The sequence below is a fragment of the Streptomyces sp. NPDC053673 genome (assembly GCF_055585225.1).
The window spans coordinates 169,931-196,356 of sequence record NZ_JBVJKN010000015.1 but is presented as its reverse complement, the minus strand read 5'-3'; the positions used below and the strand labels follow the sequence as shown (position 1 = coordinate 196,356).

At 71.0% G+C, this 26,426-nt stretch carries 21 protein-coding genes; 10 read left to right on the top strand and 11 right to left on the bottom strand.

The annotated features are described in order from the left end of the window. Positions 1–183 precede the first annotated feature (183 nt). Positions 184–843: a DUF2293 domain-containing protein gene (locus ACZ6ZQ_RS22445; RefSeq protein WP_469770279.1), complete on the bottom strand. Its 660-nt coding sequence runs from the start codon at positions 841–843 to the stop codon at positions 184–186. A gap of 86 nt (positions 844–929) precedes the next feature. On the opposite strand from ACZ6ZQ_RS22445, the gene ACZ6ZQ_RS22440 reads away from it, so the two are divergent. Then, positions 930–1,661: a DUF7873 family protein gene (locus ACZ6ZQ_RS22440; protein ID WP_469770268.1), complete on the top strand. Its 732-nt coding sequence runs from the start codon at positions 930–932 to the stop codon at positions 1,659–1,661. A 431-nt stretch (positions 1,662–2,092) separates the two neighbouring features. On the opposite strand, the gene ACZ6ZQ_RS22435 is transcribed toward ACZ6ZQ_RS22440, so the two are convergent. Further along, positions 2,093–3,301: a pyridoxal phosphate-dependent aminotransferase gene (locus ACZ6ZQ_RS22435; RefSeq protein WP_469770267.1), complete on the bottom strand. Its 1,209-nt coding sequence runs from the start codon at positions 3,299–3,301 to the stop codon at positions 2,093–2,095. A gap of 66 nt (positions 3,302–3,367) precedes the next feature. Between ACZ6ZQ_RS22435 and ACZ6ZQ_RS22430 the strand changes: the two genes are divergently transcribed. Both ACZ6ZQ_RS22430 and ACZ6ZQ_RS22425 read left to right on the top strand, forming a co-directional pair. Then, positions 3,368–4,099, top strand: coding sequence for a winged helix-turn-helix transcriptional regulator (locus ACZ6ZQ_RS22430; protein WP_469770266.1), 732 nt, complete (start codon positions 3,368–3,370; stop codon positions 4,097–4,099). Positions 4,100–4,536: 437 nt separating this feature from the next. Then, positions 4,537–5,199, top strand: coding sequence for a nucleoside/nucleotide kinase family protein (locus tag ACZ6ZQ_RS22425; RefSeq protein WP_469770265.1), 663 nt, complete (start codon positions 4,537–4,539; stop codon positions 5,197–5,199). A gap of 204 nt (positions 5,200–5,403) precedes the next feature. Here the strand turns inward: ACZ6ZQ_RS22425 and ACZ6ZQ_RS22420 are convergent, their stop codons facing one another. From ACZ6ZQ_RS22420 to ACZ6ZQ_RS22405, 4 genes are all read right to left on the bottom strand, one after another. Further along, positions 5,404–6,450 carry a carbohydrate kinase family protein gene (locus tag ACZ6ZQ_RS22420; protein WP_469770264.1) on the bottom strand — a complete coding sequence of 349 codons (1,047 nt, stop codon included), beginning with the start codon at positions 6,448–6,450 and terminating at the stop codon, positions 5,404–5,406. Beyond that, positions 6,450–7,358, bottom strand: a complete 909-nt coding sequence (locus ACZ6ZQ_RS22415; protein ID WP_469770263.1) for a pseudouridine-5'-phosphate glycosidase — start codon at positions 7,356–7,358, stop codon at positions 6,450–6,452. The genes ACZ6ZQ_RS22420 and ACZ6ZQ_RS22415 overlap by 1 nt, the downstream gene beginning before the upstream one ends. Positions 7,359–7,549: 191 nt before the next feature. After that, on the bottom strand, positions 7,550–8,641 hold the full coding sequence (locus ACZ6ZQ_RS22410; RefSeq protein WP_469770262.1) for a hypothetical protein: 1,092 nt from the start codon (positions 8,639–8,641) through the stop codon (positions 7,550–7,552). Positions 8,642–8,849: 208 nt separating this feature from the next. Beyond that, complete coding sequence (locus ACZ6ZQ_RS22405) at positions 8,850–9,854, bottom strand: hypothetical protein (protein WP_469770261.1); 1,005 nt, start codon at positions 9,852–9,854, stop codon at positions 8,850–8,852. A gap of 166 nt (positions 9,855–10,020) precedes the next feature. Here ACZ6ZQ_RS22405 and ACZ6ZQ_RS22400 point away from each other — a divergent pair, with 166 nt between their 5' ends. Next, positions 10,021–10,398, top strand: a complete 378-nt coding sequence (locus tag ACZ6ZQ_RS22400) for a cupin domain-containing protein (RefSeq protein WP_469770260.1) — start codon at positions 10,021–10,023, stop codon at positions 10,396–10,398. Between the two features lie 49 nt (positions 10,399–10,447). Here the strand turns inward: ACZ6ZQ_RS22400 and ACZ6ZQ_RS22395 are convergent, their stop codons facing one another. Together ACZ6ZQ_RS22395 and ACZ6ZQ_RS22390 are read right to left on the bottom strand one after the other, a co-directional pair. Continuing rightward, positions 10,448–11,743, bottom strand: coding sequence for an MFS transporter (locus tag ACZ6ZQ_RS22395; protein WP_469770259.1), 1,296 nt, complete (start codon positions 11,741–11,743; stop codon positions 10,448–10,450). 162 nt (positions 11,744–11,905) lie between these two features. Next, a complete protein-coding gene (locus ACZ6ZQ_RS22390; RefSeq protein WP_469770258.1) occupies positions 11,906–12,442 on the bottom strand; it encodes a methylated-DNA--[protein]-cysteine S-methyltransferase in 537 nt (178 codons plus the stop codon). Positions 12,443–12,691: 249 nt separating this feature from the next. Between ACZ6ZQ_RS22390 and ACZ6ZQ_RS22385 the strand changes: the two genes are divergently transcribed. From ACZ6ZQ_RS22385 to ACZ6ZQ_RS22365, 5 genes are all read left to right on the top strand, one after another. Beyond that, positions 12,692–13,591, top strand: coding sequence for an MHYT domain-containing protein (locus ACZ6ZQ_RS22385; protein ID WP_469770257.1), 900 nt, complete (start codon positions 12,692–12,694; stop codon positions 13,589–13,591). A gap of 227 nt (positions 13,592–13,818) precedes the next feature. Continuing rightward, positions 13,819–15,975 carry an excinuclease ABC subunit UvrB gene (gene uvrB, locus ACZ6ZQ_RS22380; protein WP_469770256.1) on the top strand — a complete coding sequence of 719 codons (2,157 nt, stop codon included), beginning with the start codon at positions 13,819–13,821 and terminating at the stop codon, positions 15,973–15,975. Between the two features lie 197 nt (positions 15,976–16,172). Further along, positions 16,173–16,739 carry a TerD family protein gene (locus tag ACZ6ZQ_RS22375; protein WP_469770278.1) on the top strand — a complete coding sequence of 189 codons (567 nt, stop codon included), beginning with the start codon at positions 16,173–16,175 and terminating at the stop codon, positions 16,737–16,739. 91 nt (positions 16,740–16,830) lie between these two features. After that, positions 16,831–18,849 carry a TerD family protein gene (locus ACZ6ZQ_RS22370; RefSeq protein WP_469770255.1) on the top strand — a complete coding sequence of 673 codons (2,019 nt, stop codon included), beginning with the start codon at positions 16,831–16,833 and terminating at the stop codon, positions 18,847–18,849. A gap of 251 nt (positions 18,850–19,100) precedes the next feature. Beyond that, positions 19,101–20,108, top strand: coding sequence for a TerC/Alx family metal homeostasis membrane protein (locus tag ACZ6ZQ_RS22365; RefSeq protein WP_469770254.1), 1,008 nt, complete (start codon positions 19,101–19,103; stop codon positions 20,106–20,108). Positions 20,109–20,251: 143 nt separating this feature from the next. Here the strand turns inward: ACZ6ZQ_RS22365 and ACZ6ZQ_RS22360 are convergent, their stop codons facing one another. The 3 genes from ACZ6ZQ_RS22360 to ACZ6ZQ_RS22350 all read right to left on the bottom strand — a co-directional run bounded on the left by ACZ6ZQ_RS22360 (position 20,252) and on the right by ACZ6ZQ_RS22350 (position 23,138). Then, on the bottom strand, positions 20,252–21,532 hold the full coding sequence (locus ACZ6ZQ_RS22360) for an MFS transporter (RefSeq protein WP_469770253.1): 1,281 nt from the start codon (positions 21,530–21,532) through the stop codon (positions 20,252–20,254). A 238-nt stretch (positions 21,533–21,770) separates the two neighbouring features. Further along, positions 21,771–22,427, bottom strand: coding sequence for an MBL fold metallo-hydrolase (locus ACZ6ZQ_RS22355; protein ID WP_469770252.1), 657 nt, complete (start codon positions 22,425–22,427; stop codon positions 21,771–21,773). A gap of 21 nt (positions 22,428–22,448) precedes the next feature. Continuing rightward, the gene (locus tag ACZ6ZQ_RS22350) at positions 22,449–23,138 is read right to left on the bottom strand and encodes a maleylpyruvate isomerase family mycothiol-dependent enzyme (protein WP_469770251.1); all 690 of its coding nucleotides are present in this window, start codon (positions 23,136–23,138) and stop codon (positions 22,449–22,451) included. A 222-nt stretch (positions 23,139–23,360) separates the two neighbouring features. On the opposite strand from ACZ6ZQ_RS22350, the gene uvrA reads away from it, so the two are divergent. Next, positions 23,361–26,411 (top strand): excinuclease ABC subunit UvrA, encoded by a 3,051-nt coding sequence (gene uvrA / locus ACZ6ZQ_RS22345; protein WP_469770250.1) that lies wholly within the window; start codon positions 23,361–23,363, stop codon positions 26,409–26,411. Positions 26,412–26,426: the final 15 nt, after the last annotated feature.

The following is a 26,426-nucleotide window of genomic DNA, read 5'->3' as shown; positions in this document are numbered from 1 at the left end:
GCTGGGGGAGATCGCCCTCGTACTGGACGTACTTGGGCGACTCCGACAACGCAGCGAGGTACCGTAGCCGGCGTCGCGGGCCCGACAAGATCGCCCGGACAGGGCCTGGGGCCGTCGTTTGGATCAGGCCGCCTCCGAGCCTCCGACAGCCGGACACTCCCTGGTGGCCGCGTGACGGCCGGCCTACGACGTCCGGACCCGCCATGCCGTGAGCGTCGCCTCGATGACCGGTGCGACGCGCCTGCGGGCCTCGTGCCGGGGCACACCCTGCATGAGCAGCGCGTCGTACGGCGTGTCCAGGTGGCGGACGGACGCCCGCACCGCCGCCGTGACCGCGCCCTCGTCCAGGGCGCGGCCGGCCGCGGTGCGGCCCACGCGTCCGCTGCCCCGCACGGAGGTGTGCGCCGCGATGTCCAGGGCACGGTCGAGCGGACAGGACGGGAAGAGCCGCAGGATCTCCGCGGTGAGCGTGGCGGTGAAGCGGACGTCCTCCGAAGCCCGCCGCGCCGCGTCGCGCGCCCGGCGGCGGGCCCGTACGTCCGCGTCGGCCAGGCACGCCGCCTCCGCCAGCGCAAGGGCCGCTTCCTCGACCAGCAGGCCCTGCCGCTCGTACCGCGTACGGCTCTTGTTGTGCCGTACGACGACGGCCCAGAGGGAACTCGCCTCGCGGGCCCGCCGGGTCAGCGCCGCGTTCCCGCGGGGCAGGAAGACCAGGTGCCCGAGGTCCGCGCAGTCCAGACAGCGCGGTGCGTTGAACTCCATCATGAGCCGCTCCAGCGGCCCCCGCCGGCACTCGGCGCAGTGCCGCCGCTTCAGCGGCTCGATGACCACCAAAGGTTCCACCGGCCCCGCCCCCTCCCGTGCGGCCACGGCCTGACCGTCCAATATTCGTTCGAAGACCGGATGTTGGTCTTGCTAGCTTCGTGGACGTGGCGAAACTCAATCAGATCATCGCAGTCGAGAAGGGCGTCAAGTCCAAGGCGCATCAGGACCTCACAGCAGCTCATCACGGTCTCCAGAAGCCCGCCCTGCTGGCCGGAATCGCCCGGACGTACCAGCCGAAGGACGAGGAGGGCGAGCAGCTGCCGCCCGAGTCGACCCTGGTGCAGGTCAAGGCCGAGGACGTGCTGCGCGACACCGCCAAGACGCTGACCCGGCTGTTCGATGTGACCGCCACCAAGGACTGGGCGAACTGCACGGCGCGCGCCGACATCACCGTCGACGGGCGGGTGCTGGTGAGCGAGGTGCCCGTCGCGTATCTCCTCTTCCTGGAGAAGCAGCTCACGGACCTCAACGCCTTTGTGCGCAAGCTGCCGGTGCTGGACGCCGCCGAGTCCTGGTCGCAGGACCCGTCCACGGACTCATGGAAGACCGAGCCGGTCAAGACGGTGCGTACGAAGAAGGTGCCCCGCAACCACGTGAAGGCGGAGGCCACCGAGAAGCACCCGGCGCAGGTGGAGGTGTACTACGAGGACATCCCGGTCGGCTACTGGACCACCGTGAAGTTCTCCGGGGCACTGCCCGCCCGCCGCGTCAACGAACTGCTGGACCGGGTGGAGAAGCTCCAGCAGGCGGTGAAGTTCGCCCGCGAGGAGGCGAACGGCGCGGAGGTCACCGACCAGAGGGTGGGTGACGCCGTATTCGGCTATCTCTTCGGATAGCCGCCATGGACTCCCCGGCCACAGTGCACCACGGCCGGGGTGCGCGAGGAGCGCAAAGCTGAAGCTGAAGCTTGTCGTGAACCGCGCGGCCGGTGGTAACCGGCCGCGATGAATCTCAGACTCTCGCTCCAGACTCAGCATTCGCCGCTCATCGCCGGATCGACCGGGCCCGGGCCCTGGTGCGTCGAATTGCCGGTTCAAGTCCGGCCCGCGGAGCTCGATCCGCGGTGGTCCAAAGGCAGGACGCGGCGCAATGACGAATGACCCGGGCTCTCAAGTGTGCCGGCGTGTGAATGTGAGCGGCATCAACAGGGCCCGGGGGCCGGCTACGCCTCCGGGCCCGCTCCCGTTTCCGCGACCGTGTATCCGGCCGGGACCCACGGGAGCGACCCCGCCGCCGGACCGCCGCGCGCCCGCGCGTGCGACCGCCCCTACTGGCGGTATCCGCTCAGGAAGCGGCCGATACGGCTGATCGCGGCGTCGAGGTCGTCGGCGTACGGGAGGGTGAGGATCCGGAAGTGGTCCGGGCGCGGCCAGTTGAAGCCGGTGCCCTGGACGACCTGGATCTTCTCGCGCAGCAGCAGGTCCAGGACGAACTTCTCGTCGTCGTGTATGGGGTGGACCTTGGGGTCGAGGCGCGGGAAGGCGTAGAGCGCGCCCTTCGGCTTCACGCACGAGACGCCGGGGATCTCGTTGAGCCGCTCCCAGGCGCGGTCGCGCTGCTCGTGCAGCCGCCCGCCCGGAGCGGTGAGTTCGTGGATCGACTGGCGTCCGCCGAGCGCTGCCTGGATGGCGTACTGCGCGGGCGCGTTGGGGCACAGCCGCATGGACGCGAGCATCGTGAGCCCCTCCAGATAGCTGCGTGCATGTTGCTTGGGGCCGGTGACGACCAGCCAGCCGGAGCGGAAGCCGGCGACGCGGTACGTCTTCGAGAGCCCGCTGAAGGTGAGGACGACCAGATCCGGGGCCAGGGCTGCGGCGCTGTGGTGGACCGCGTTGTCGTACACGATCTGGTCGTAGATCTCGTCGGCGAAGACCATCAGCTGGTGGCGGCGCGCCAGATCGAGGATGCCCTCGACGATCTCGCGCGGATACACGGCGCCGGTGGGGTTGTTGGGGTTGATGATGACGACGGCCTTGGTCCGGTCGGTGATCTTCGACGCCATGTCGTCGAGGTCCGGGTACCAGTCGGCGGACTCGTCGCACAGATAGTGGACGGGCCTTCCGCCCGAGAGGGTGGTCACGGCGGTCCACAGCGGGAAGTCGGGCGCCGGGATGAGGACTTCGTCGCCGTCCTCCAGCAGGGCCTGGACGGCCATGGTGACGAGCTCGGAGACGCCGTTGCCGAGAAAGACGTCGTCGACGCCGATGTCGAGGCCGAGGGACTGGTAGCGCTGGGCGACGGCGCGGCGTGCGGAGAGGATGCCGCGGGAGTCGGTGTAGCCGTGGGCCTGCGGGAGCATCCGGATCATGTCCTGGACGATCTCCTCCGGCGCCTCGAAGCCGAAGAGTGCGGGGTTGCCGGTGTTGAGGCGCAGGACGCTGTGTCCCGCCTCCTCCAGGGCGTTCGCGTGCTCGATCACCGGGCCGCGGATCTCGTAACAGACCTCGCTGAGCTTGCTCGACTGCCGGAACTCCATGCGGTGGCCTCCCCAGAAGTTGTGTTACTTGGTTTTACCAAGGAGGAGCTTGGAAAGTCCAACAACATGTCTAGACTGCGTCGTATGCCGTCACGTCCGTCGTCTCCGCCGAGTTCTGCGCGTCCACCGCGCCGCCGAAGCTACGACCAGTACTGCGCCGCCGCCCGCGCCCTCGACGCCGTCGGCGACCGGTGGACCCTGCTGATCGTGCGGGAGCTGCTGGCGGGGCCGCGCCGCTACACCGATCTGCACGCCGATCTGCCCGGAGTCAGCACGGACGTCCTCGCCTCCCGTCTCAAGGACATGGAGCGGGACGGCCTGGCCACGCGGCACCGGCTTCCCGCGCCCGCCTCCGCCTTCGTCTACGAACTCACCGAGCGGGGCCGGGCCTTGCTTCCCGTCGTCACCGCCCTGGCCGACTGGGGAGCCCCCGAGCTGGCCGACCGGCGGCCCACGGACGCGGTACGGGCGCACTGGTTCGCCGTCCCGCTGCTGCGCAGCCTGGAGGCGACGGGTGTCACGGACATCGTCGAAGTCCGCGTTGCCGAGGGCGAGTTCCACGTACATGTCGGCGGTGACGGGTCCGGACCCGTGTACGGTGACGGCCCGGCGTCCGTCGGAGGTTCAGCACCCGTCACACGTCTCGAACTGGACGCGGACACATGTCTCGCCCTCAGCCGGGGAAGTACCACCGTCGAGGACGGCGTACGGGACGGGCGCATCCGCGTCCGCGGTGAAGGCCCCCTCGCGACCGTGCTGCGCGGTACCGCTGCCTCGGCCGGTGTGGGGTCGCTGTGATGCCGGTGCTCGTGCGGTGATCAGGACGATTCTGCCGGACGTCGTACTAGGGCGTGTTGCGAGAGTAGCGCCGTCCGCCCGGAGGGCGGGGCCCGCGGCGTCTGGTGCGTGCGATCGCAAGGCGGTGGGGGCACCTCCCAGGCGCAGCTCTGGGGGAGATCATCCTCGTACTGGACGTACGTGGATGAGTCCGACAACGTAGCGTGGGGGAACCTCCCGTGCCCGCAGGGCTACAGGGGAGTGCGGGCCAGGCGTCGCGGGCCAGGCGGGACTTTCACAACACGCCCTGGGCCCGGGCGAACCGCCGGAGCGCTGGTGCCGGGCGGTGTTCCGTGACGCCGACGACGAGGCGGGGACGACGAGGCGGAGACGGTGGGCCGCCCTCGCCGTCCGCCTGGGTATCCCGCCGTCCATCGGTGAGCAGCGATGATGGAACGGTGCGACTCGAACCGATCACCTGGGAACGGCTGACCGAGGCCGTCGCCGACCGGGTCACGGACACCAAGGCCGACGACGGCAGCCCCTGGCTCCGCATCGGCATCGACGGCGCGCCCGCCGCCGGGACGGGCGCCGCGGCCGGGGCGCTCGCCGAGGCGCTGCGGGTGCGCGGACGGTCGGTGCTGGTGGTCGGCACGGGCGGGTTTCTACGGCCCGCCTCGCTGCGGTACGAGTTCGGCCGCGAGGACCCCGACACGTACTACGACGGGTGGTTCGACACGGGTGCGCTCTGGCGCGAGGTGTTCGGGCCGCTGGAGCCGGGCGGGTCGGGGCGCGTGCTCCCGGACCTGTGGGACCCGGCCACCGACCGCGCGACGCGCAGCCCGCACCACGAACTGCCGCCCGGCGGTGTCCTCGTGGTCCACGGACCGCTGCTGCTCGGCCACTGGTTCCCGTTCGACCTGACACTGCATCTGCGGCTGTCGCACGGCGCGCTGCGCCGCCGCACCGGGGCGCAGGAGGCATGGACACTTCCCGCCTTCGAACGGTACGAGCGCGACGTCGCCCCGACGGACTCGGCGGACGTCGTCGTCCGCGCCGACGACCCGCGCCACCCGGCGTGGAACGACCCCTGGGGCGTCGCCGACCGCGACCGGCGGTAGGGCCTGCCTTCGGAGTGCGCGCCTTCCGCGCCGGGCCGCGGGGCTTCGATGCTCGCGTCGTCTGCGTCGTCTGCGTCGTCTGTGTCGTCTGTGTGGTCTGTGTGTTGGTCTGCGGCGGGCCGTGGGGCTTCGGCGCTCGAGTCGTCGAGTCCGCCCGCCGGTCCGCCCCTGCGCGTCGGTCCGGCCCGCAGGGGCGGGACACGGTCAGGACGACTCCGACCCTGTGGGCTCCGGAGGACGGCCGCCCGGGAAGGTGACCGCGTGGGCGCCCGCGAGGCAGCCCGCCGCCGAGGCGGTCGCCGGGGCCGCACCCGACAGGAGCGCCGCGAGGAACGCGCCGGTGAAAGCGTCACCCGCGCCCGTCGAGTCGACCGCCGTCGCCGGGACCGGCGGGACCCGGGCCGTCACCGCGCCCGACTCCGCCACCAGCGCCCCGGCGGCGCCGAGTGTGACGACGGCCAGTGGCACATGACGGCTCAGCTTGGCCGCGGCGTCGGCGACATCGGGGAGGCCCGTGAGGAGGCGCGCCTCGTCCGCGTTGGGCAGCAGCACCTCCGCTCCGGCCGTCGCCGAGAGGAAGCGGTCCACGCCGAGGGCCGCGATGAAGCCCGCCGACGCCGGATCCACGCTCACCGGGATGCCCCGCTCGCCCGCGTCCGCGAGGGCCAGCGCGGCCAGTTCCCGGCTGGAGTCCGAGAAGAGGAGATACCCGGACACATGGAGCCGGCCGACCCCGTCGAGCAGTGCGGGCGCCCAGTCCGTGGGGGAGAGACGGAGCGTCGCCCCGCTGTCGGTGAGGAAGGTGCGCTCGGCGCTCGCGTCCACGAGAGCGACGACCGTCGCCGTCGGCGCCTCGTCATCCGTGATCAGCATCGGGCGCACCCCGGACCGGCGCAGCCGTACGTCGTGCCAGCACGCGGCATCGGCGCCGACCCGGCCGAGGAGCCGTACGTCCGCACAGCCCGAGTACGCCGCCCAGCAGGCGGCGTTGGCACCTGCTCCGCCCGGCAGCGTGCGTATCTCGGCCGCCGTGTCCGTGCCGTGCGCGAGCGCCGAACCGTGCCGGGCCACCACGTCCGTGGCCACGTCCCCGATGACCAGCAGCGCCCCGGTCGTGGCAGGTCCGGCCGTGGCAGGACCAGTCGTGGCAGGTCCGGCCGTGACAGCACGGGCCGTCGCAGGGACGGTCGCGTCGACGCCGGCCGCTTCCGGGCCGGTCGCCCCAGCGCCGTCCGCGCCGCCACGAGGCATCACAGCGCCGCCGCGATCCGCGCCGCCAGCCGCACATTCCCGCGCACCGCGGCCAGATTGGCCGCCAGCGAGGCACCCTCCGTACGCCGCATCAGATGGTCCAGCAGGAACGGTGTGACCGCCTGCCCGCCGATGCCACGCTCCCGGCACTCGTCCAGCGCCTCCGCCAGTACCCGGTCGTGCAGCCGTGGGTCCAGCTGCTCGTCCTCCGGCACCGGATGAGCCACGATCAGCGCCGAGTCCGGGCCGCCCAGGGCGTCCTGTGCCCGTATCACGTCCGCCACCTCCTCCGGCGTACGGACCGTCCAGTCGACCCGTTCCCCGGAGGAGGTCAGATAGAAGCCGGGGAAGCGGTCGGTGCCGTACCCGAGGATGCCGACCCCGAGGGTCTCCAGACGTTGCAACGTCGCCGGGACGTCGAGGATCGACTTCACACCCGCGCACACGACGGTGATCCTGGTCGTTGCCAGCAGCCGCAGATCCGCCGACTCGTCCTGGGTCACCGTCCACTCGCGGTGCACCCCGCCGAGGCCGCCGGTCGCGAACACCCGGATACCGGCCCGGGCCGCCAGGAACGCCGTGGCGGACACCGTCGTCGCCCCGCTCGCCCCCGTCGCGAGCGCGGGAGCGAGATCGCGATGGCCGAGCTTGCGTACGCCGGGGTCCGTCGCGACGCGTTCCAACTGGCTCTTGTCCAGGCCGACATGGGCCCGCCCGTCGAGCACGGCGATCGTCGCGGGGACCGCGCCCCCGCTTCTGACCAGCGACTCCAGCTCCTCCGCGACGGCCAGATTGCCCGGGCGCGGCAGTCCGTGCGCAATGATCGTCGACTCCAGGGCGACTACAGGGCGCCGTGCGGCGAGCGCTTCACGTACGTCTTCGGACAGCATCAGTGTGGTCTCGGGCATGTCCCATCCCTGGCACGGCGACAGTGTGCGCAAACGTTTCTCCAGGAATGAGATCACCAGGACGTCACTCGGCACGCCATCCCGGCACGTCACCCAGGTCGCCGTCCAGGTCGCCGTCCATGACGTCACCCGGTTCGGGCCCTACAGCCCCTCAGCCGGGATCAGCCGGCCTCAGCAGGCCTCAGTCGGCCTCAGCCGGGGTCAGCCGGGGTCAGCCGGGACAGCCCGCAGCTCCCCGGCGCCGCCAGCTGCGGCAGCCGGTCCGCCCGCGCGACCTGGATGACGGAGCGCGCATCGGGCCCCTTCGCCTCGCCCCGGTTGTACGCGACGGCGAGGGCCCCGCTCCTGGCCTGTGCGTAGCCGTACTGCGGGGTGATCCGGGTGTAGGCCGACGTGCGCAGATCCAGCGCGTACGCGGCCTCCGGCGTACGCCAGGTGATCAGTTCACCGCTGGTGCGAAGCTGGTCGATGCCTTCGGCCGTGGGCGGCCCGGACAGCCGTGCCACCGGTGCCGGCTGCCCCGCCCGCCAGGCCATCAGCGTCGGCTCCTGCTCACCCTCGATCCACGCCCACGTGGTGCCGTCGGAGGCGGGCGAGCGCACGTTGCGCAGCCGGGCGACGACATCGGGGAGCGGGGCCGGGCGCAGGGTGGCGAACGACAGGGCGGCGAGCCGCGTCGTACGGCCGTCCTCGTCGGCCTCCCGCCAGGCCAGCAGACCGCCCGCGGCGAACGGGGCGTCGAGGACACCTGTGTGCAGGGCGCGAGGCGCTCCGCCGGAGGCAGGCGGACGGACCGGGACGGTGAAGATGGTGGCCCTTCCGCCGCCCGCTCCCTGCGCCCAGAAGACCCATCCGTCGTGTACGACGGGCTGCGGGAGCGGGCCGGGGAGCGTGGAACGGGCCAGCCGGCGCGTACCGCCGTCTCCGTCCCGCAGGTACAGCGACCAGGGGCTGTCGAGCGTACGGCCCTCCATGACCGCGAACGCCGTCCATCGCCCGTCCGCCGAGACATCGGCCGCGAGCAGCTGATGCTCGACGGGGTCCGTGAACGTGAGCAGGGTGCGGGGGGCCCCGCTCCTCTCGACGAGCGCGGCCCGGCGCGTACGGCCGCCCGACAGCTGGACCACGGTCCAGCGGGCGCCGGGTCCCACGTCGGTGAGCACGGCCCGCTCGCCCGCCGGTGCGCGGAACTCGCCGGCGGCGAGGGCGGAGCGCCAGCTGTCGGGCATCGGGGTCTCGCAGGCGGCGCGGGCGACCGCGACCGAGTCCGAAGGGTCCGGCACCGACGGCGAGGCCTCTGACGGCGACGGGTGCGACGGTGCGGACGGCGACGGCTTCAGGACCGACGGCGTCGGTGGCGACGGTGCGGACGGCGACGGCTTCAGCACCGTCGGCGCCGGTTCCGACTGCGGGGGGCGCGCGGGCCCGGCCGCACAGCCCACGCCCCCCGCGAGCAGCACCACCGCGCTCAGCAGGGCCGGGAGCGCGCGCCTACCAGACGTACCCACGGCCGCCCATGACCGTCGTGAGGGTGTCGGCCGAGATCCGGGCGGACTTGGGCACTCCGTCCGCCCACGAGATCATGCTCGTACTGACCCCGCCCACCGGGTCGAGATAGTGGACCTGGCCGCCCCCCGTTCCGCTGTTGTAGCCGTCGATCGACACCCAGTGGAAGATCTCGATGTTCGGGTGACCGACGAGGTGCGGGCCGCCCGGCACCTCCCAGACGTTGCCGGCGATCGCGTAGTCGTTGTCGGTGTCGTGGACGACGTGCTCCGCGAAGGCATCCATGTCGTCCCCGTCCGGGCTGTACGGCAGCGACCTGGGCACGTAGTTGGCGCCGGGCAGCCGCCAGTTCAGCGCGTCCGCCATGGGGTATCCGGTCGGGTCCGGCACGTCGATGTCGACGCCGTACCAGGACGTGCCGCTGGAATCGGTCTCCAGAAGGTCCGCCGCGTTCTCCTGCGACCGGCCGCCGACCTCGTCCTTGGCGGACTGGGTGATGACGAGGGTGGCAGGTCCGCACCAGTAAGACGTCTCCTGCGACTGGTGCTTCCCGCCCGAGAGGACGTAGCCGGACCGGGCCGAACGGTTGAGGGCACGCCGGTACCAGCCGGCCGCCGCGGCCTCCTTCTCGGCGATGCGCTTCTGCTGGTCCGGAGTGAGGCGCGGCGTGGGGAGGGTGTCGAAGGCCGCCTTGTACATCGCGCCGGGCGCGGGCAGGGGGACGGGTTCGGTGCCGAGCCGTAGGGCGGGTTCGGTGCCGAGCCGTGGGACGGGTTCGGTGCCGAGCCGTGGGACGGGTTCGGTGCCGAGCCGTGGGACGGGTTCGGTGCCGAGCCGTGGGACGGGTACGGCGACCGGCCCGGTGTCGGACTCGGTGCCGGACTTGGTGACGGGCTCGGCGGACGCGGTGGGGCCGGCTGCCGCCAGGGCGGAGAGGAGGCCCGCGGCGGTCATGAGGGCGAGACAACGCCCTGTGCGCACTGCTGACATCGGTCGTCGCTCCTGTACGAGGTGGGGACGCGGGTAAGCGCTGTGCCGTAGGTGCCGCGTGTGGACGTCTCCACCAACGTGACCCGGACCAGGGATGATGATCGGGACGGCTCGCCGGGCACCGCAGATCTTTCATCCGTAAATTCGCCCGCTAAGGTGACGCGCCATGAGCACTTCTGATCAGTCCGCCGCCACGCCCGCTCCCCCCTCGTTCGCCGTGCACATCCCGGACGCCGAGCTGGGGGTCGAACCGCTCGACCCTGGTCAGATCGTCTTCGGCGAGCCGGTCGTGACCGGCAAGGTGCTGTGGGAGTCCGAGGACGGCAAGCAGCTGCGCGGCATCTGGCAGATCACGCCCGGCGTGGTCACCGACACCGAGGCCAATGAGCTCTTCGTCGTTGTGAGCGGTCGCGCCACCATCGAGGTCGAGGGCGGCGACACGCTGGAGGTCGGGCCGGGGGACGCGTGTGTACTGCGCGAAGGGGACCGTACGACCTGGACGGTGCACGAGACCCTGCGCAAGGCGTACCACATCAGCCTGTGACGGCCGGCTGCACGTACCGGGCGTCCCAGGTCGCACGGGGACGCCGTTCTCATCCGCTCGCGTCGCCCCTGACCGCGGGCCGCGGCCGGGCGAGTGCGCGGCGGGCGGTCAGGGCCGCCAGCGGGAGCAGCAGGCACGCGCCGATGAGGTTGAGCCAGCCGTAGCTCGCCTTGGACACGATGACGCCCGCCGCGACGCCTCCGATGCCCGCCGTCGCGTTCATGGTCAGGTCCGAGAGGCCTTGGACCGCGGCGCGCGTGGGAGCCGGTACGGAGTCGGTGAGGAGGGCGGAGCCCGAGACGAGGCCCGCGGACCAGCCGAGTCCGAGCAGGAAGAGGCCCGCCGCGGTACGGCCATGACTCGCCCCCGCCGTTCCGGCCAGCAGCGCGGCACACGACAGCAGACCCACGGCGAGACCGATCACCGAAAGCCTTCCCAGGCGGTCGGACAGCCAGCCCATCACCGGCGAGAACGCGTACATGCCCGCGATGTGACCGCTGATGACGAGGCCGATCAGTTCTATCCCGGCCCCGTGGTGGCTGAGTGCGACCGGGGTCATCGACATGATCGACACCATCGCGGTGTGCGAGACCGCGACCGTGACGAGCGCGAGCCGCGCCCTCGACGACTTCCGGATCGCCCGCACCCCCGCACGTAGCGAACGCTCCTCCTGCCCGCCCTCCCCGGCCGGCGCCAGTGCCCGCGCGGTCAGCAGCGGATCGGGTCGCAGCAGTACGGCCACGACCAGCGCCGAGATCAGGAACACCCCCGCCGCCCAGAGAAACGGCCCCGCCGCCTCCGGTATGCCGAGGCCGGACACGCTCCGCCCCGCGGGTGCGGCGATGTTGGGCCCGAGCACCGCGCCGATCGTGGTCGCCCAGACCACCGTGGAGATGGCCCGGGCCCGCCGGTCCGGCTCGGCCAGATCCGCGGCCGCGAACCGCGCCTGCAGGTTCGCCGAGGAGCCCGCCCCGAAGGCGGCCATGCCCACCAGGAGCAGCGGAAAGTTTCCGAGCACCGCGGCGAGCACCACCACGCCCGCGCCGACCGCCCCGATCAGATACGCCAGGACGAGCCCCGGACGCCGTCCGCGTGCGGTCATCAGGGCAGCCAGCGGCATTGACAGCAGCGCGGTCCCGGCGACCGTGGCTGTCGGGGCGAGCCCCGACAGCGACTCCGTCCCGCTGACCTCCTGCGCGAGCACGGCGGCCAGCGCGATACCGGACCCGACGCCGAGCCCCCCGAGGATCTGGCTGACGATCAGTACGGGCGCCGTCCGTCGCCGCAGCGCGGGCAGATCGACGGTGCCGGAGACTATGGACGCGTCAGAGGATGTACTGGTCACCGCCGAAGTGTGCCAGTTACACCCATCGGTAGGGAACCGCCCGGTGCGCAGGGAACGGGCGGCACGACCGCTTCCGCCGGCCGTGACCGATCCCCCGCCGCCGGACTGCTCCCTCCGCCGCGACCGCTCACCCGCCGCCGCACCACTCCCGTCGGGTCCGCCTCAGAACAGCGGCTGTGGCAGGACCCCCTCCAGCGCCAGCAGCTGCCGCTTCGTCTCAGGACCGCCCCCGAAACCGCCCAGGCCCCCGTCGCTCTCCACGACCCGGTGGCACGGCACCACGACCGGCAGGGGATTCGAACCCATCGCCGCCCCCACCGCCTGCGCGGCACCGGGCTGGCCCACCCGGTCGGCCAGGTCGCCGTACCCCACCACCGTCCCGTACGGAACGCCGTCCGCCAGCTCGCGCAGCACCTGGCGGTTGAAGCCGGAGGTCAGCGACCAGTCCAGTGACAGCGCGAACTCCCGGCGACGCCCCGCGAAATACTCCGCGAGCTGTCGTATCGGCTCGGCCAGCCGGGCCGAGTCCGGCGCCTCCTCGCCCGGCTCGGCGCCGAGCCGGGCGGCCAGCTGCCCGAGTGCCCTGTCCCGAACCGCCTCGTCGGCGTGGAACACCACGCTCACCAGCCCCTCCCCGGTGACGGCGAGCAGCAGCGGCCCGATGTCCGATTCCACGACGGTCCAGTCGAAGCTGTTCATGCGAACCACCGTACGGCTGCCCACCGACAGCGGCCGCGGCCTGTGGAAATCCACCGACGGGCGCAGGATGGCCACAACGTGAACGGAACCGCCCTCCTGAGACGGTCGCTCCACCGTTCCCTCGCGGATTAATCTCGGCCCCGATGTTTGCTTGACGACCCGCTCGCCATACTCTCGCCCCCGGGCAGGGCTTCCTCGACGGGGGCACATGGAGGCACCCGCGACACAAGGGGCGAAGGGCATAGAGGAATGCAGGGCACAGTCGACGGATTCAGTTACGGCCTCGTCACGCCTGTGGTCGCGTACCTCATGGCCTGCCTCGGCGGAGCGCTGGGGCTGCGCTGCACCACGCGATCGGTGCGCGACGGCGGATCCCTCAAGCCCGGCTGGCTGGCGCTCGGCGCCACCTCCATAGGATCCGGAATCTGGACCATGCACTTCGTCGCCATGATGGGCTTCGCCGTGGCCGAGGCCCCCATCAGCTACGACCGGCCGACCACGTTCGCCAGCCTCGGCGTCGCCGTCGTCATGACCGGCATCGGGATCTTCATCGTGGGCTACCGCGGCGCGACCGCGATGGCTCTGGTCACCGGCGGCACCATCACCGGCCTCGGCATCGCCTCCATGCACTACCTGGGCATGGCCGGGATGCGGCTCCAGGGGCGGCTCGACTACGACACCCCGACCGTCGCCCTGTCCGTCGTGATCGCCGTCGTGGCGGCCACCGCCGCGCTCTGGGCCGCCGTGTCCATCCACGGATTCCTGCCGAGCCTCGGCGCCAGCCTGGTGATGGGCATCGCGGTCAGCGGAATGCACTACACCGGTATGGCCGCCGTCAGCGTCCATCTGCACGGCGCCGTGCAGATGGACGCTGACGGCGACTCTCCCGCAACGCTCATCGCCCCGATGCTGGTGGGCCCCGCGGTGTTCCTGGTCCTCGCCGGGATCGTCGTCATGTTCGACCCGCTGCTGGTCATGGGCGAACCGGCGGGGCAGCGGCCCCTGCCCCGGGGCCGCGCGCTCCGGGGCCGCACGGCAGGCGTGGGGGTGCCCGGACAGCGGCGTCTGCCGTCGTACGGGGAGCCGGCGAACTGGTCGGCGCCCTCCCGGTCGTCCCGCCGCTCCTCCCAGCGCTCCCGCCAGCGCTGACGTCCCGGGAGCCGGTCGAGCACCCGGAACCCGGTCCGAGTACCCGGAACCGGTCCGAGCAGCCCGAGTGCGGTCCGAGCACCGGTGCGCTGCCGGTGCGGTGCCGGTGCGGTGCCGGTGGGGCCGCCCGAGACCGGTCCGGGCAGCCCCGTACCCGGCACGTCACCGAGCCGGGTACGTCCCCCCGATCCCGCCCGGCTGTCAGTGGTGGGTCGTACGGTGGTTCCATGCGGCCCGTTTCCCAGATCGAACGCTCGATGGCGCCCTTCGAGGTCGTCAGCCCCTACCAGCCCAGCGGTGACCAGCCCACGGCCATCGCCGAGCTCGACCAGCGCATCCGCGCAGGTGAGAAGGATGTCGTTCTGCTCGGTGCGACCGGCACCGGCAAGTCGGCGACCACGGCCTGGATGATCGAGAAGCTCCAGCGCCCCACCCTCGTGATGGCGCCGAACAAGACCCTGGCCGCCCAGCTGGCGAACGAGTTCCGCGAGCTCCTGCCGAACAACGCGGTGGAGTACTTCGTCTCGTACTACGACTACTACCAGCCCGAGGCGTACGTCCCGCAGTCGGACACGTACATCGAGAAGGACTCCTCGATCAACGAGGAGGTCGAGCGGCTGCGCCACTCGGCGACGAACTCACTGCTGACCCGCCGGGACGTCGTCGTGGTCGCCTCCGTCTCGTGCATCTACGGTCTGGGCACGCCGCAGGAGTACGTGGACCGCATGGTGCCGCTGAAGGTCGGCGAGGAGATCGACCGCGACCAGCTGCTGCGCCGCTTCGTCGACATCCAGTACACGCGCAACGATCTGGCGTTCACCCGGGGCACCTTCCGGGTGCGCGGCGACACCATCGAGATCTTCCCGGTCTACGAGGAGCTGGCCGTGCGGATCGAGATGTTCGGCGACGAGATCGAGGCACTCTCCACGCTCCACCCGCTCACCGGCGAGGTCATCAGCGACGACCAGGAGCTGTACGTCTTCCCCGCCAGCCACTACGTCGCCGGCCCGGAGCGCATGGAGAAGGCGATCAACGGAATCGAGCGGGAGCTCGAGGAGCGCCTCGCCGAGCTGGAGAAGCAGGGCAAGCTGCTGGAGTCCCAGCGGCTGCGCATGCGCACGACCTACGACATCGAGATGCTCCGCCAGATCGGCTCCTGTTCCGGCGTCGAGAACTATTCGATGCACTTCGACGACCGCGCCCCCGGCACCGCTCCCAACACCCTCCTCGACTACTTCCCCGAGGACTTCCTCCTCGTCATCGACGAGTCGCATGTGACGGTCCCGCAGATCGGCGCGATGTACGAGGGTGACGCCTCGCGCAAGCGCACCCTCGTCGAGCACGGCTTCCGGCTGCCTTCCGCACTCGACAACAGGCCGCTGAAGTGGGAGGAGTTCCAGCAGCGGATCGGCCAGACCGTCTACCTCTCCGCCACCCCCGGCACGTACGAACTCTCCCGCTCCGACGGCTTCGTCGAGCAGATCATCCGCCCCACCGGCCTTGTCGACCCGGAAGTCGTCGTCAAGCCCACCGAGGGCCAGATCGACGACCTGGTGCACGAGATCCGCAAGCGGACCGAGAAGGACGAGCGCGTCCTGGTCACGACGCTCACCAAGAAGATGGCGGAAGACCTCACCGACTACTTCCTGGAGCTGGGCATCCAGGTCCGCTACCTCCACAGCGACGTCGACACGCTCCGCCGCGTCGAGCTGCTGCGCGAGCTGCGCTCCGGTGAGTACGACGTCCTCGTCGGCATCAACCTGCTCCGTGAGGGCCTCGACCTCCCCGAGGTGTCCCTCGTCGCCATCCTCGACGCGGACAAACAGGGCTTCCTGCGCTCCGGCACCTCGCTCATCCAGACCATCGGCCGCGCGGCGCGCAACGTCTCCGGTCAGGTCCACATGTACGCCGACACCATCACCCCGGCGATGGCGCAGGCGATCGACGAGACCAACCGCCGCCGCGAGAAGCAGGTCGCGTACAACAAGGCGAACGGCATCGATCCGCAGCCGCTCCGTAAGAAGATCAACGACATCGTGGCCACCATCGCCCGCGAGGAGGTCGACACCGAGCAGCTGCTCGGCAGTGGCTACCGCCAGGGGAAGGACGGCAAGGGTGCCAAGGCGCCGGTGCCGTCGCTGGCCGCGCACGGCGTCAAGGGGGCCAAGCCGGCCAAGGGCGGCAAGGCGGCCGCCGCAGCCAGGAAGGGCGAGATCACCAGCGACCGTCCCGCCGCCGAACTCGCCGGGATCATCGAGGAGATGACGGACCGGATGCGTGCCGCTGCGGCGGAGCTGCAGTTCGAGGTGGCCGCGCGGCTGCGCGACGAGGTGAGCGAACTCAAGAAGGAGCTGCGGCAGATGAAGGAGGCCGGGCTCGCCTGACACATCCGGCGCGGTCGGGACCGGCATGTGTGTTTCAACACCGACACAAAAACAGACCAAGTCTCCTGCGCTGTCGGCCCGACTGCGTAGGGTGCAGGGCAACCGCACACATGGACGGTTGCGGGGGAACCATGGAGAGGGGACAGCGCGTGGTGGACGTATCCAAGGGCGGTACGCCCGGGGGTCCCGGCGTCAATCTGACCAAGGGACAGGCCATCAGCCTGGAGAAGCAGGGCGGCGGCACCCTCACCGCGGTGCGGATGGGCCTCGGCTGGCAGGCCGCACCGCGGCGTGGCCTGTTCGGCTCGCGCACCCGGGAGGTCGACCTGGACGCCTCGGCGGTGCTCTTCGCCGACAAGCAGCCGGTGGACGTGGTCTTCTTCCGGCACCTCGTGAGCGACGACGGCTCGGTCCGTCACACCGGTGACAACCTCGTCGGCGGCGCCGGTCAGGGCGGCGACGACGAGGCGATCCTCGTCGACCTGCAGCGAGTGCCGGTCCACATCGACCAGATCGTCTTCACGGTGAACTCGTTCACGGGCCAGACGTTCCAGGAAGTGCAGAACGCGTTCTGCCGCATCGTCGACGAGACCAACGGCCAGGAGCTCGCGCGCTACACGCTGGACGGCGGCGGCCAGTACACCGCCCAGATCATGGCGAAGGTGCACCGCGTCGGGTCCGGATGGCAGATGACCGCCCTGGGCAACCCGGCCAACGGGCGTACGTTCCAGGACCTGATGCCGTCGATCCTGCCGCATCTGTAGGCACAAGGCACCGTTTTCACCCGACGAGCAGCTCCCGGAGGCAACCAGGCCGCCGGGAGCTGCACCGCTTACCACCGAGGGGACAGAGGCAATGACGGCCGAGCTGGTCCGGGGGCAGAACCATCCCTTGCCCCACACCCGACTGGAGATCCGGGTGTCGGCCGGCAAGCCCGTCGTGGCCGGCGCCGCCCTCGGGGACGAGGACGGCCGGGTGCCGGGCATCGAATGGGTCGCCCACCCCGCCCAGCCGGCCCTCCCCGGGGTCGAGGTCTCCCGGCAGGCCACCGCCGACCACCGGCTCACCGTGGACCTGGACGCCGTGCCTGCCGCCGTGCACCGGCTGACGCTCCTGCTCGCGCTGCCCATCGGGCCGGCCGCCCCGGTCCGTTTCGGCGCCGTCGCCGCCCCGTTCGTCGCCGTCACCGGCCCCGACGGCACCGAGATCGCCAGCTACACCATCACCGGTCTGGACACCGAATCCGCCGTCGTCGCCCTGGAGCTCTACCGCCGCCAGGGCGTGTGGAAGGTCCGCGCCGTCGGCCAGGGGTACGCGGGCGGCCTCGCCGAACTCCTCGCCGACCAGGGCCTCGACCGCGCGGGCGAGCTCGCCGCCGCCATTCAGGAGGCCGTCGCGCCCGGCCTCGCCCGTACGGTCGGGACACCGCCGCCCCGCACCACCGAGGTGCGCCACGGCGCCCCGGCGGCAGCGAACGGCACAGGCGGCGACTCGGGACCCGGCCCCGGACACGGTTCCGGTTCGCCTGCGCAGTCCCCGAGTACGCAGTCCCCGAACACGCCGGCCCAGGGCCACGGCCCGGCCGACACGCCCGCCGACGGGACTCCCCATTCCCCCGGACACGGACAGGGCCAGGGCCAGGCCGCCGACGGCCCCATCAACTACTCGCACCCGCGCCGCCAGTCCGTCGCGCCGCCTCCGCCGCCCCCGGCCGCACCGCCCGCCGAGGCAGGCCGCCCGCCCACGCCGGTCGCCGGTGATGCCACCGGCTGGTCCATGGAGGAGCGGCTGTACAACCAGGTGTGGGGCATGTTCGAGGACCTCGCCCGTACGACGGCGGCGTACCGCAGTGCGGTCGACTTCGCGGAGTCCCGGCTCGACCAGGAGCTCGACCGGGCCCTGTCCGACCCGCGCAGCCGGATCGGCGGAGCGGGGGACCCCGCTCGCGAGGCGGCCCGCGCCAAGCACGACCAGCTGACCGAGCGGGCCCGGGAGGTCCTCGACCGCGATCTGGCCCAGCTGATCGCCGAGTCCGAGGTCGTCGAACCCGCTCTGCCGCCCGCGTTCGCCCGCTGGGACAACCCCGTCTGGCACGGCTACCGCGTCCCCATGGAGATCCCGATGGCCCTGCGCCTCGGCGATCTCCATCTGCCCGAGCGCCCGGAGCTCCGCATCCCGATGCTGATCCGGCTGCCGCTGGAGCGCGGTCTGTGGGTGGACAGCGGCCGCGCTGCGTCCGAAGCCGCGTCCCTGATGGACGAGGCGCAGCTGCGCAGGCTCGCCATGGACACCGCGGTCGCGCATGCCGCCCGGCTGCTCGCGGTCTATCCGGCCGGCGAGTTCACGGTGCACGTCATCGACCCGGCGGGCTCCGCGGCGGCCTCGCTCGCCCCGCTGGCGCGCTCCGGTGTCCTGGACGAGCCGCCGGCCGTGGGCGCCCAGGGCGTCTCCGCCGTACTCGCGAAGCTCACCCAGCGCGTCGACCTCGTGCAGATGGCAGTGCGCGGCGGAGCGGCCGACGCCCTGCCGCCCGATCTGGACACCTCCGAGCAGCTGCTGATCGTCAATGACTTCCCGCACGGCTTCGACGACCGGGCGGTCACCCAGCTGCGCTATCTCGCCGACGAAGGGCCGGCCGTCGGCGTCCATCTGCTGATGGTCGCGGACCGCGAGGACGCGAGCGCCTACGGACCGGTGCTCGACCCGCTGTGGCGGTCGCTCCTGCGGATCACTCCCGTTCCGGACGACCACCTCGCCGACCCGTGGGTGCAGCACTCCTGGACGTACGAGCCGCCCGAGATCCCCCCGGGCAGCGCGGTTCTCCAGCAGGTGCTGGCCCAGGTCGCCGAAGCGCGCCGCACCTGGCGACGCTGATTCCTCGTGAGGCCCTGAACTGCTGACTTGACGACTTCATTACCCCTGCCTTTACCTTCCTTTGGTCTTTCCTGTACTGTTCTTTGCGCGGAGGGGAGTACTCCCCATGTGCGGCGTGCCCGTCAGTACGGACGGACAGACATAGACCAGTCCCGGGGCGCCGGCCCGTGGTGCGGCACCAGGCCGCCCGGGTGGAAGAGACCTCCGGCAGCGACGACGCTGATCAGTAGCCGTACGACGCCGGAGGCGCAGTGGACGTTTCGTGGACCCTGTGGGCGCTGACCATTCTTGGTCTGTCCGCCCTGATCGCGGTCGACTTCTTCATCGGGCGCAAGCCGCATGACGTGTCGGTCAAGGAAGCCGGAATCTGGACGGTCGTCTGGATCGTCCTCGCCGCACTCTTCGGCCTCGGCCTGTTGCTGGCCGGTGAGAGCCAGGCCTCCGGCGAGTTCTTCGCGGGCTTCATCACCGAGAAGTCGCTCAGTGTCGACAATCTCTTCGTCTTCGTCCTGATCATGGCGAAGTTCTCGGTGCCGTCCCACCTCCAGCAGCGGGTGCTGCTCGTGGGTGTGCTGATCGCCCTGGTCCTGCGGGCCATCTTCATCGCCGCCGGCGCCGCGATCATCGCCAGCTTCTCGTGGGTCTTCTACATCTTCGGCGCGTTCCTGATCTACACCGCCTGGAAGCTCATCCAGGAGGCGCGCTCCGACGAGGAGGAGGACGAGTTCGAGGAGAACCGGCTCCTCAAGTCCATCGAGAAGAAGTTCGGCGTCGCCGACCGCTACCACGGCACGAAGCTCTTCATCCGCGTCAACGGCAAGCGTGTGCTGACCCCGTTGATGGTCGTGATGCTCGCCATCGGCACCACCGATGTGCTGTTCGCGCTGGACTCCATCCCCGCGATCTTCGGCCTGACCCAGGACCCGTACATCGTCTTCACGGCCAACGCCTTCGCGCTGATGGGTCTGCGCCAGCTGTACTTCCTGATCGGCGGGCTCCTCAAGAAGCTGGTCCACCTCAGCTACGGGCTGTCGGTGATCCTCGGCTTCATCGGCGTCAAGCTCGTGCTGCACGCGATGCACGAGTCCGGGCTCCATGTCCCCGAGATCTCCATCCCGTTCTCGCTGGCGGTCATCTGCGGCGTCCTGATCGTCACCACGATCACCAGCCTCATCGCCTCCAGGAGGCAGGAGCGGCGGGAAGCCGCGGAAGCCGGCGGGGCCGTCGAGCCGACGCAGAAGGAAGGCATCGAGGTCTGACCGTCCGGCCTTCGACGCCTCACCCGCGCGACATGCGGCGCGCCGCACCGGCCGGGTTGCCCAGCAACCCGGCCGGTGTCTGCGTGGCACGCGAACAGCGAACAGCGAACAGCGAACGGCTGACGGCTGACGTCCCGGGCGCGTCAGGCCGTCGCCCGTGCCTCCGCGGGCTGCGCGTCCGTCGTCCGCGCCGGCAAAGTCTCCGGCAGCAGCGCGAAGCACCCGAGGCTGAGCAGGGCCATCCCGGTCAGATACGCGGCCACACCCCACGGCGGGCCGCTCCCGCCCGCCAGCGCCGTGGCCACGATCGGCGTCAGCGCGCCGCCCAGCACGCCCGCCAGGTTGTAGCCGACCGCCGCGCCGGTACACCGCACCCTCGGCTCGTACAGCTCCGGCAGATATGCCGCGACCACGGCGAACATGGTGATGAAGGCCAACAGCGCGCCGAGGAACCCGGCGAACATCAGCACCGGCTCGGCGGTCTGCAACAGCGCGGCCATCGGGAACATCCACAGCGCGATGGCAGCGCACCCGATGAGGCACAGCGGCCGCCGCCCGTAGCGGTCACCGAGCATCGCCAGGAACGGCGTCGCCGCACCCTTCACGGCCACGGCCGCCATGATGCAGAGGAGCATCGCCGTACGGCTCACCCCGAGCTTCTCCGTGCCGTATGCCAGCGCCCAGGTGGAGACCGCGTAGAAGACGGCGTAGCCGACCGAGAGCGCCCCGGCGGTCAGCAGCACCAGCCGCCAGTGGCCGCGCAGCACCTCGGCCAGCGGCAGCCGCGCCCGTTCGGTGATCTGCTCGAACTGCGGCGTCTCCGCCAGAGAGCTGCGCAGCAGCAGTCCGCCCACCGCGAGCAGACCGGCCGCCCAGAACGGTACCCGCCAGCCCCACTCCCGGAACTGGGCGTCGCTCAGCCCGGCGGACAGCGCCAGCATCACCCCGTTGGCCAGCAGAAATCCGACGGCCGGCCCGATCTGCGGGAAGCTCGCCCACAGCCCGCGGCGCCCCGCGGGCGCGTGCTCGGCCGTCAGCAGCACTGCGCCGCCCCATTCGCCGCCGAGCCCGAGGCCCTGCAGAAAGCGCAGCACCAGCAGCAGGAGGGGAGCGGTGACGCCGAGGGTCGCGTACGACGGCACACAGCCGACGGCGACCGTGGCCAGCCCGGTCAGCAGCAGCGAGGCGAAGAGCACCGGCCGACGCCCGTAGCGGTCACCGATGTGCCCGAAGAGCACGGAGCCGAGCGGCCGCGAAAGGAAACCGATCGCGAACGTGCCGAAAGCGGCGAGCGTCCCGGCGAGCGGCGAGAACGTAGGAAAGAACAGCGGCCCCAGCACCAGTGCCGCGGCGGTGCCGTAGACGAAGAAGTCGTAGAACTCGACGGCCGTCCCGGCGAGCGCGGCTGCCGCGAGCCGGGTCATGGAGGGGGGCGACGGCGGGGACGAGGGCGACGGAGAGGAGGGCGGCGACGGAGAGTGACGTGTGCGCATGTCGCGCCAACTACCCGTAATCGCCCGTGGTTACGGGGGCGCGCGGAAGCATGCCGGAGCGATCTCGCTCACCGCGACCGGGCGACCGGCGCCCGGATTTCACCCCGCTGCCGCCCTTGCCGCCCCTGTCGTCCGTGGCCGACCGCCCCGTCGGCCGCTCACCCGTCGATCACCAGCCGCGCTCGCGCCACTCCGGTAGGTGCGGCCGCTCGTTACCGAGCGTGGTGTCGTTGCCGTGGCCCGGGTAGACCCAGGTCTCGTCCGGCAGCACCGCGAAGAGCTTCGTCTCGACGTCGCGGATCAGCGAGGCGAACGCCTCCGGATCCTTCCAGGTGTTGCCCACGCCACCAGGGAACAGACAGTCGCCGGTGAAGACATGGGGATGGCCGTGCGGGTCGTCGTAGACGAGAGCGATCGAGCCGGGGGTGTGGCCCACCAGATGACGGGCGGTGAGTTCGACCCGGCCGACCTTGATCGAGTCCCCGTCCTCGACCAGCACATCGGTCGGCACCGGGATGCCCGCCGCGTCGTAACGGCCCGCGTAGGTGCGCGCGCCGGTCGCCGCGACCACATCGGCCAGGGCCTGCCAGTGGTCGCCGTGCCGGTGGGTGGTGACGACGGCCGTGATGCCGTCGTCACCGATCAGCGTGAGCAGTGTCTCGGCCTCGTTGGCCGCGTCGATCAGCAGCTGCTCGCCGGTGGTCCGGCAGCGCAGCAGATAGGAGTTGTTGTCCATGGGGCCGACGGCGACCTTGGAGATCATCAGGTCCGCGAGCTCGTGCACATCCGCCGGACCGCCGACCTTCACCGCTCCGCTGTATGTCATGGGGTCAGCGTACTCAGCCGACTACAGGGGCGGCAGCACCGGCAGCGGGCCGCCGGTGGCCACCAGTGCCGAGCCGTCGCGGCGGCCGGACAGCCAGCCGAGGAGCTCGGGCGCGGGCCCCCTGACGCCAACGGGACCACCGCTTGCCCCGCCGCCGGTCGTCCAGGTCTGCCCGCCCTCGGCGGCCAGACCGGTCGACGGCACGTCCTTGTGGCCGCCGAAACGCTCGGCGAGGAAGTCGATCTCGCGCCGGACGAACTCGTCCGGCAGGTCTTCCAGCTCGTAGCCGATGCCCAGGTCGACATGGTGCAGCTCGACCTCCACCAGCCGCCGGAAGGGAATCCGGGCCGCCGCGTCCTTCACACCGTTGCGCAGCTCCACGATCCGGGCCCAGCCGGTCTCCTCGGCACCCACCGCCTGGAAGCGGGCGGCGCTGTCGCGTACGTCGTCGAGGTGGACGGCGAGCGGGCGGGGCGCGTCGCGTTCGATGTCCGCCTCGCGCGCTTCCGCGCCGGGGTACATCGGGCGGCCCTGGAGCACGTTCACAAGAGCGTCCGCGTTGCGGGCGAGATGGGCCAGGACATGGCCGCGGGTCCAGCCGGGGAGCAGTGACGGCTCCGCGACCGCCGCGTTGTCCAGGGCGGCGGCTGCGGTGAGGAGCCGGTCCGTCGCTTCGCGTACTGATGCCAGGTCACGCACGGGATCGATCATGGGGAAGACGATAGCCCCGCCACTCGTTCGAGTGAAGGTGACGTGCGCGCCCGAAAATCGAATGCGCGTGCTATAGGCTCGTTGGAGGCATCCTTGGAAGTCGGGCATTCATCCGTCCGGCAGTCATCGGTCTCGTGGTCCCCCTAGCCTGGAGCAGTCCGCGACGGGGGCTCTGCCCCCGATTCTTCTCACGACCTCTCTCAAGAAAGGTGCGGACCCGGCGTGGCCGACCGTCTCATCGTCCGTGGCGCTCGCGAGCACAATCTCAAGAACGTCTCGCTCGACCTCCCGCGTGACTCACTCATCGTCTTCACCGGGCTCTCGGGGTCGGGTAAGTCGTCCCTCGCGTTCGACACGATCTTCGCCGAGGGGCAGCGCCGGTACGTGGAGTCGCTCTCCTCCTACGCCCGGCAGTTCCTCGGCCAGATGGACAAGCCGGACGTCGACTTCATCGAGGGTCTCTCCCCGGCCGTCTCGATCGACCAGAAGTCCACGTCGCGCAATCCGCGTTCCACGGTCGGCACGATCACCGAGGTGTACGACTACCTCCGGTTGCTCTTCGCCCGGATCGGCAAGCCGCACTGCCCCGAGTGCGGACGCCCCATCTCGCGCCAGTCGCCCCAGGCCATCGTCGACAAGGTGCTCGAGCTCCCCGAGGGCAGCCGCTTCCAGGTGCTGTCGCCGCTCGTCCGCGAGCGCAAGGGCGAGTTCGTCGACCTCTTCGCCGACCTCCAGACCAAGGGGTATGCGCGGGCGAGGGTCGACGGACAGACCATTCAGCTCACCGAGCCGCCCAAGCTGAAGAAGCAGGAGAAGCACACGATCGAGGTGGTCGTCGACCGTCTCACCGTCAAGGACAGTGCCAAGCGCCGGCTCACCGACTCCGTCGAGACCGCGCTCGGCCTTTCCGGCGGCATGGTCGTGCTCGACTTCGTCGACCTCCCCGAGGACGACCCCGAGCGCGAGCGGATGTACTCGGAGCATCTGTACTGCCCGTACGACGACCTGTCCTTCGAGGAGCTGGAGCCCCGCTCCTTCTCCTTCAACTCGCCGTTCGGCGCCTGTCCCGACTGCACCGGCATCGGCACGCGCATGGAGGTCGACCCCGAGCTGATCGTTCCCGACGAGGAGCGGTCGCTCGACGAGGGTGCGATCCACCCCTGGTCCCACGGCCACACCAAGGAGTACTTCGGGCGGCTCATCGGCGGGCTCGCCCAGGCGCTCGGCTTCTCCACCGACATGCCGTGGGCGGGGCTGCCGCAGCGGGCCAAGAAGGCCCTGCTGTACGGCCACAAGACCCAGGTCGAGGTCCGCTACCGGAACCGGTACGGGAGGGAGCGGGCGTACATCACGCCCGCCTTCGAGGGTGCGGTCTCCTTCGTCAAACGGCGCCACAGCGAGGCCGAGAGCGACTCCAGCCGGGAGCGCTTCGAGGGCTACATGCGCGAGGTGCCCTGCCCGACCTGTGAGGGCAGCCGCCTCAAGCCGATCGTCCTTGCGGTCACGGTCATGGAGAAGTCCATCGCCGAGGTCTCCGCGATGTCGATCAGCGAGTGCGCCGAGTTCCTGGGGGAGCTGAGGCTCAACGCCCGCGACAAGAAGATCGCGGAGCGGGTCCTCAAGGAGGTCAACGAACGGCTGAGGTTCCTGGTCGACGTCGGTCTCGACTACCTCTCGCTCAACCGCGCGGCCGGCACGCTCTCCGGCGGCGAGGCGCAGCGCATCCGGCTCGCCACGCAGATCGGCTCCGGACTCGTCGGCGTGCTGTACGTCCTGGACGAGCCGTCCATCGGCCTGCACCAGCGCGACAACCACCGGCTCATCGAGACCCTGGTCCGCCTCAGGGACATGGGCAACACCCTGATCGTCGTGGAGCACGACGAGGACACCATCAAGGTGGCCGACTGGGTCGTCGACATCGGCCCGGGTGCCGGCGAGCACGGCGGCAAGGTCGTCCACTCCGGCCCGCTGAAGCAGCTGCTGGACAACAAGGACTCGATGACCGGGCAGTATCTCTCCGGGAAGAAGTCCATCCCGACGCCGGACATCCGGCGCCCCATGGACCCGGCCAGGCAGCTGACGGTGCACGGCGCCCGGGAGAACAACCTGCGGGACATCGACGTGTCGTTCCCGCTCGGCGTCCTCACGGCGGTCACCGGAGTCTCCGGCTCCGGCAAGTCGACGCTGGTCAACGACATTCTGTACACGCACCTGGCGCGCGAGCTCAACGGCGCCAAGTCGGTCCCGGGCCGGCACACGCGCGTGGACGGCGACGATCTCGTCGACAAGGTCGTGCACGTGGACCAGTCGCCCATCGGCCGGACGCCCCGCTCCAACCCGGCCACGTACACCGGCGTTTTCGACCACGTCCGCAAGCTCTTCGCGGAGACGATGGAGGCGAAGGTCCGCGGCTATCTGCCCGGCCGCTTCTCCTTCAACGTCAAGGGCGGCCGCTGCGAGAACTGCTCGGGCGACGGCACGATCAAGATCGAGATGAACTTCCTGCCGGATGTGTACGTCCCGTGCGAGGTCTGCCACGGTGCGCGCTACAACCGGGAGACCCTGGAGGTCCACTACAAGGGCAAGTCCATCGCCGAGGTGCTGGACATGCCGATCGAGGAGGCGCTGCACTTCTTCGAGGCCGTGCCGACGATCGCCCGCCATCTGAAGACGCTCAACGAGGTGGGCCTCGGCTATGTCCGCCTCGGGCAGTCGGCGCCGACGCTGTCGGGTGGTGAGGCGCAGCGCGTGAAGCTGGCCTCGGAGCTGCAGAAGCGCTCCACGGGCCGCACGGTCTACGTCCTGGACGAGCCGACCACCGGTCTGCACTTCGAGGACATCTCGAAGCTGATCAATGTGCTGTCCGGGCTGGTCGACAAGGGCAACACGGTGATCGTCATCGAGCACAACCTGGACGTCATCAAGACCGCGGACTGGGTCCTCGACATGGGCCCCGAGGGCGGCAACGGCGGCGGCCTCGTCATCGCCGAGGGCACCCCGGAGCAGGTCGCGGGCGTCCCCGCCAGCCACACCGGCAAGTTCCTGCGGGACATCCTGAGCCCGGAGCGCATCAGCGACGCGGTGCCGCCGCAGTCCCGCAAGACGGCGGCGAAGAAGGCCGCGGCCAAGAAGACGGTCTCGGCCAACGCCACCGCGGTGAAGAAGAACACGGTCACGGCCAACGCCACCGCGGTCAAGAAGAAGACGGTCACGGCCAACGCGACGCCGGTGAAGAAGGCGGCCCCGGCTCGCAGCCGGGCGCGCAAGGCCTGACCTGCGGACCGCGAC

Bases quoted from the DNA above. Each gene is read 5' to 3' on its own strand.
- uvrB (WP_469770256.1), top strand. From the start codon at position 13,819: ATGCGGCCCGTTTCCCAGATCGAACGCTCGATGGCGCCCTTCGAGGTC.
- ACZ6ZQ_RS22415 (WP_469770263.1), bottom strand. From the start codon at position 7,358: ATGCCCGAGACCACACTGATGCTGTCCGAAGACGTACGTGAAGCGCTC.
- ACZ6ZQ_RS22400 (WP_469770260.1), top strand. From the start codon at position 10,021: ATGAGCACTTCTGATCAGTCCGCCGCCACGCCCGCTCCCCCCTCGTTC.
- ACZ6ZQ_RS22385 (WP_469770257.1), top strand. From the start codon at position 12,692: ATGCAGGGCACAGTCGACGGATTCAGTTACGGCCTCGTCACGCCTGTG.
- ACZ6ZQ_RS22430 (WP_469770266.1), top strand. From the start codon at position 3,368: ATGTCTAGACTGCGTCGTATGCCGTCACGTCCGTCGTCTCCGCCGAGT.
- ACZ6ZQ_RS22390 (WP_469770258.1), bottom strand. From the start codon at position 12,442: ATGAACAGCTTCGACTGGACCGTCGTGGAATCGGACATCGGGCCGCTG.
- ACZ6ZQ_RS22350 (WP_469770251.1), bottom strand. From the start codon at position 23,138: ATGATCGATCCCGTGCGTGACCTGGCATCAGTACGCGAAGCGACGGAC.
- ACZ6ZQ_RS22420 (WP_469770264.1), bottom strand. From the start codon at position 6,450: ATGCCTCGTGGCGGCGCGGACGGCGCTGGGGCGACCGGCCCGGAAGCG.
- ACZ6ZQ_RS22405 (WP_469770261.1), bottom strand. From the start codon at position 9,854: ATGTCAGCAGTGCGCACAGGGCGTTGTCTCGCCCTCATGACCGCCGCG.
- ACZ6ZQ_RS22435 (WP_469770267.1), bottom strand. From the start codon at position 3,301: ATGGAGTTCCGGCAGTCGAGCAAGCTCAGCGAGGTCTGTTACGAGATC.
- ACZ6ZQ_RS22360 (WP_469770253.1), bottom strand. From the start codon at position 21,532: ATGACCCGGCTCGCGGCAGCCGCGCTCGCCGGGACGGCCGTCGAGTTC.
- ACZ6ZQ_RS22355 (WP_469770252.1), bottom strand. From the start codon at position 22,427: ATGACATACAGCGGAGCGGTGAAGGTCGGCGGTCCGGCGGATGTGCAC.
- ACZ6ZQ_RS22370 (WP_469770255.1), top strand. From the start codon at position 16,831: ATGACGGCCGAGCTGGTCCGGGGGCAGAACCATCCCTTGCCCCACACC.